General features: G+C 42.7%; 5 protein-coding genes. 3 read left to right on the top strand and 2 right to left on the bottom strand.

Annotated features, from left to right (window positions below; translation table 11 throughout):
• From MHN01_RS15880 to MHN01_RS15870, 3 genes are all read left to right on the top strand, one after another.
• Positions 1–733, top strand: a 733-nt coding sequence (locus MHN01_RS15880; RefSeq protein ID WP_239412240.1) for an alpha/beta hydrolase, incomplete at its 5' end; no start/stop codon positions are given.
• Between the two features lie 820 nt (positions 734–1,553).
• Positions 1,554–2,882, top strand: coding sequence for a putative glycoside hydrolase (locus MHN01_RS15875; protein WP_239412239.1), 1,329 nt, complete (start codon positions 1,554–1,556; stop codon positions 2,880–2,882).
• 210 nt (positions 2,883–3,092) lie between these two features.
• Positions 3,093–4,337: a serine hydrolase gene (locus MHN01_RS15870; RefSeq protein ID WP_239412238.1), complete on the top strand. Its 1,245-nt coding sequence runs from the start codon at positions 3,093–3,095 to the stop codon at positions 4,335–4,337.
• 116 nt (positions 4,338–4,453) lie between these two features.
• On the opposite strand, the gene MHN01_RS15865 is transcribed toward MHN01_RS15870, so the two are convergent.
• Together MHN01_RS15865 and MHN01_RS15860 are read right to left on the bottom strand one after the other, a co-directional pair.
• Positions 4,454–4,783, bottom strand: a complete 330-nt coding sequence (locus MHN01_RS15865; protein WP_239412237.1) for a hypothetical protein — start codon at positions 4,781–4,783, stop codon at positions 4,454–4,456.
• 61 nt (positions 4,784–4,844) lie between these two features.
• The coding region (locus MHN01_RS15860) for a sulfatase/phosphatase domain-containing protein (RefSeq protein ID WP_239412236.1) at positions 4,845–5,237 on the bottom strand (393 nt) is incomplete at its 5' end.

Raw genomic sequence — 5,237 nt, 5'->3', positions numbered from 1 at the left:
AACTGATGAAGCGCCACTGAAACTTCATATCTTTACACCTGCTGACCATAAAGCTTCTGATGTGAGGCCTGCAATCGTATTTTTCTTTGGCGGAGGTTGGATTGGGGGCAAACCTACGCAGTTCTACAAACAAAGTAAGTATCTTGCTTCTAGAGGGATGGTTGCTATATCAGCTGAGTATCGAATAAGAAACAAGCATAGTACTTCACCTCAGGAGGCCGTAAAAGATGCTAAGTCTGCCGTACGTTGGGTTCGTGCGCATGCTTCGGAGCTGGGTGTTGACCCTCTGAGAATTGCAGCTGGAGGGGCTTCGGCAGGAGGACACTTGGCCGCGGCAACAGCGACTCTTGCCGGTTATAATGAAGAGACTGAGAACACTGATATTTCAGCTCGTCCTGATGCTTTGGTGCTTTTTAATCCGGTTATTGATAATGGTCCCGATGGTTACGGTTATGGTCGTGTAAAAGAATACTGGCAGGGATTTTCCCCTATGCATAACCTAAGCGAAGATACACCGCCTACTGTTTTATTTCTTGGTACCAAGGATAAGCTGATCCCCGTTTCGACGGTAAAGCAATATAAGCAAAAGATGGAAAAGTTTGGAGGGCGTTGCGATTTGTTCCTTTATAAAGATCAACCTCATGGCTTTTTCAACGTCGCCAAATACGATGAAACACTGGCTGAAGTCGATAAGTTTCTTACCTCGCTAGGCTTTCTTGAATCCCCTCAGTGATATACCCAAGCTTGAATAATTGAATGAGTTAAGCCAGTTGAATAGGGGATTCGATGCTGGCTATAACCTCTATCAGTTTGCTAGGGTTAAAACGTTTCGGATATGTTGTATTACATCCTATCCCCATTCTTTGCGTTTGTTGTTGTATTTAAGTTGTTGATTTAATGTTACTTAATTATCTTTTTCTATTGTGAAGTATATTCACTTCTCTGTGAACTGGTTTGAATATAAAAAACTGTCAATGTGTTGTTTACTACGAAATAAAGCTAGTCACCATGCCGCTTTGTATAACAAAAGTTATCTCAGTCAGGAATAAAGCACTCTAAGTTTTTTGTGCTATCGCCTGTAGTGATAGGGCTGTAAATGTATATACCTTCGATATATTCATACCATCAACGATGGAAATCACACTATTTATCAAAAGATAGTTATGTTGAGCAGTTCCTTGCTGTTAAACATTGAACAACCTTAATAACTAAGGTATGTTTTATACCAGAAGTCGAAACGTTTATACTGTTGCGATTAAGACAAAGGAATTGTCACCTTGAGGTTGTTTCTCATGTGGTAGCAATGGACTGCAGTCCTCCTTTGCTTAGGCCGACATAGAGTCAGATGTACAAAGTAAAGAGGCAAAAAAACAAGCCTTTTTTTTGTCAGTCTGCGATAGGCACGCTACAGCGAAAACAAGCGATCTGTAAGTACTTATTTGGGTGTATTACACAGTTACAGAAGAGTGGATGCAGGACACGAACGTACTATGCAACACACGTAATCATAAAGGCTGAACCCTTCTATCGAGACATCAATTATGAAAACAAAGATGAAAAAAGTAGCAATATTAACCTCAGCGCTGATCGCACTATCAGGCTGTCTTGATGATCCTTTTGAGTACCCCTCAGACGGTAAAACTGACGGTGGGGTTGTTGGCGGTGAAGTGAGCCAACTTTATGGAGAAGGTTCAACAGGCACATTCCAGATGCAGGCAACGGATAAAGCAGATGTAACAGCTGATGTTGACGGTCAGGCAAACTCAGCACTAAGCAATATCCAAGTTATTGGTGACTATGCCAACAAAGCTGCTTTGAATGTGGCTGTTACAGACAATGACAAGGCTTCTATCCAGCTCGTAAGTAGCACTGGTGTTGATCTTGCCAAACCGAATGCCGATGGTGCCGGTGTGTTACTTTTTGATATCAAGGTTAATGAATTTACCAAACTCTCTGGCTCTCCTGCAGTTATCCATCCTGTAACCGTCACTTTAAACTCTGAAGGCGCCAATGAAGCATCTGTTGATATCACCAGCTCAGTGAGCGCATTTCTTGGTGCGAAAGGTTATCCTGGCGCTAATGATACACAGACTGTAAAACTACCGCTTACCTGCTTTTCTGGCAATGGTGTTGACTTGAGCAAAAGCACTCAGCCTTTCTCTATGAAGGTGAGTTCGAATATGAATGTTGATGTCAGCAATATCCGTTTTCAGGCCGAAGCCGGCGGTGATAAACCTGGCATTAACAATATCGTAGATTGTGATAAACCAGAGAAGCGAGAAGTTCTGACTGACGCAGAATCTCTTGTCTATTCATTTGATGGCGGAGCTGATGCGGGTTGGGCTGGTTATACAACTACTAATGGTAAAAAAATCGATGGATCGTTTGACGGGACTGATTTTAGAGGAGTGGAATCAACTGCAACTGGTACGAAGAACTCTTTCCTAACATTCTTGATTAAAGACGATCTGTTGAAAGATTTCAGCCAATATCTTGAGAATGGTGCGTTGCAGTTTGATCTCTATGTTGAGTCGAACAGTACAACACCACACCCGACAGGGGAGTTGATGGTTAAGATGGAGACACCGTCGAAAGCCGATGAGAGAAGCCCACTGGGTGGTGGCGAATACCGTTATCCGACCTCTGAATTTGTTGTTGCCCACAACCTGAACTCTGATCCGATGGGCCAAGTACGTAAAGTATCACTCCCGCTTAAGCAGTTCTTTGTTCGCTCTGATGGATCGATCGATATTAACGCTCTCAAGTATGTCCAGAAAATCGCTATCTTCCCGGATACGGTTGATAAAGAGCAGAATTACAACCCTAAGGGAATGACATATTACGCGACAAACTTAAAACTGGTTATGAATCCAACTCTATAACCTATTGTCAGCTCCTTTATCTTTGGTAGTTGTAGCTGGTATCCGCAACTACCAGGATTAATGACTGTATTACCCAAGTATCTTGTGGATGTTAGAAGATTATCCATAAGTTATTTGGGTATTTTTTTATACGGATAAATATGCGAGGAAATTTATATTTCCTCTTAATTATTTGTTGTAACTCGAATATTGTTGAATTCAGGGTGGAAAATGAAACTGCAGGTATGCAAGCGAAAATTCGGGTTATTATCGCTATCGGTGCTTATCGGACTGTTTGGTCACTCGGTACTCGGTCAGGAAAGTGATGGGACAGCGCCGGAGATCACAACACTTAATATCCCGTCTAAATTGCCTTTTGTCGACCGAACTCAGTTTGCGATACGCGGTGAAATAACTTATTCAGTTCCGACTGAAATCAATGATGGGCTTGAGGTCGATGATGCGCGTAAATATGCCAATCTTGATGGGATACAGGCCTATCTCAATGGTATCGAAGAGCAAAATCAAAAATATAGAATCGGGAAAGAAGTTCGATATAAAAAAGGGAAGGGGAAGAAAAAAATACTCGGCAACATCGACAGTGTCTTAATTGCCAAAGACGGCAAGCTGGTCTTGGAGGAGTACTTTGCTGATGCCCGTCAGGATAAATTGCACTACCAGATGTCGATTACAAAGAGCATTGTTGCCCATTGTATCGGCAAGGCTATCGATCTTGGCAAAATCGGCAGTGAAAATGATTTTGTATTAGATTACCTTCCGGAAGTGGATCGTTCTAAGGTTGCACCTAGTGTCGATACGCTGACCATTAAGGATTTGCTGACGATGAGTTCAGGCATTCGGTATAAGGCGGCTAACCACAAAGGAACAGGCCATAAAGAAGCGATCACTGTAGATAACCATGCCGAATTGTATCTGGCTAATACCAGACCGATTACAATAGATAAACGCTTTAAATATGATGGCACTAACGTCGACCTCCTGGTTCATACTCTTCATAATGCTACCGGCCTGACATTGGCACAAGCCGCCGAGAAATACCTGTTCACCCCATTGGGAATAGAGCATTATCGCTTTGAGAAATCAGCATGTGGTCTTGATAAGGGGGCCGCGGGCATGGGGCTGACGTCGCGTGATATGATGAAAGTTGGCTTGATGACCATGAATAATGGTGTTTACAAGGGCAATCAAGTGTTGTCAAAAAGCTGGATTGAACGTGAGACCGCGGTACATGCCAATAAAGATAAGCCGAGCAGTTATGGTTATTTATGGTGGAGCCATGAGGCAGAGGTAAACGGAACCACCTATCGTGTTCGTTCAGCACGCGGAGCGGGAGGCCAGTTTATTTTCATGGTGCCAGAGCTACAGCTTAGCGCGGTATTTACTAGTTATTATGCCAATAATCACCCGATAAAACATTTTGAAGAAATTATTATTCCGGCGTTTGTTCAAGAGTAAAAACAGCGTTTAGGAGTAACTATTATGAGTGCTAAGTGTATAACTTGGTAAAGCTGAATTTTCAGGCCGTCAGTAACTGACGGCCTGAAAATCATGATTGATTATTTTGGTTATAGTTAATCAATCCACTCACCATTTAGGTTGATTATTTTACAAGGGTGTTTCTTCTCTCGCTTCTTGTTAATGTCTCGGCATGTTGTCAGTGCCTGTTCAATCGCATCTTCCTCAGTAAATCTATTGGCAACCCATGCTGATCTTCCTGTTTTAGAACGAGCCCAAGCCTTATGGAATTCGGCATCAACATAGTTTACCTGGTAGCTCTCTACTTGAGATTTAGTTTTAAGCCTATTTTTGGCAATCTCAAGTTCTTTTTCACTCAGGGAGTTGGTTGCACACCCTGAAAGAAATATGGCCACAATAAGCGATAAGGATATTTTTTTATTCATAATGGCTCCAAATTGTTATGTTTGATGTTTTTTATTCTTGCTACTGAGCTCTTATACGGCACTAAGACTCTGTGACGTGATAGCTGTCAGGAAAAAGCTCCTGCAGAGTCGGAGCCGGGTTGTAATCCAGCGGGATATCAACCCACTCCGCCATCGGCGGGACGTCGTATTTAATTTCCAGTTGTTTGATTTCTTCTTTCAAGTACTGAATGACATCGACATAGGCTGGATCATTGATAGCGTTATTCATTTCTGTCGGATCGGCTTGCAAGTCGTAGAATTCCCACTCATCCATCTGATAGTAGAAATGCATCAGCTTATAACGGGCATCTCTCATCCCGTAATGACGGCAGACGTCGTGCATCGCCGGGTACTCATAAAAGTGGTAGTAGAGCGAGCTGCGCCAATTTTCAGAAGAGTTGCCGCTGAGGAGGGGAACCAGAGATTCGCCCTG

Origin of the sequence: Photobacterium sp. OFAV2-7, assembly GCF_022347985.1 — a bacterium.
GTDB lineage: Bacteria > Pseudomonadota > Gammaproteobacteria > Enterobacterales > Vibrionaceae > Photobacterium.
The sequence above is the reverse complement of the archived record's forward strand: the minus strand, read 5'-3'. Positions and strand labels throughout refer to the sequence as shown.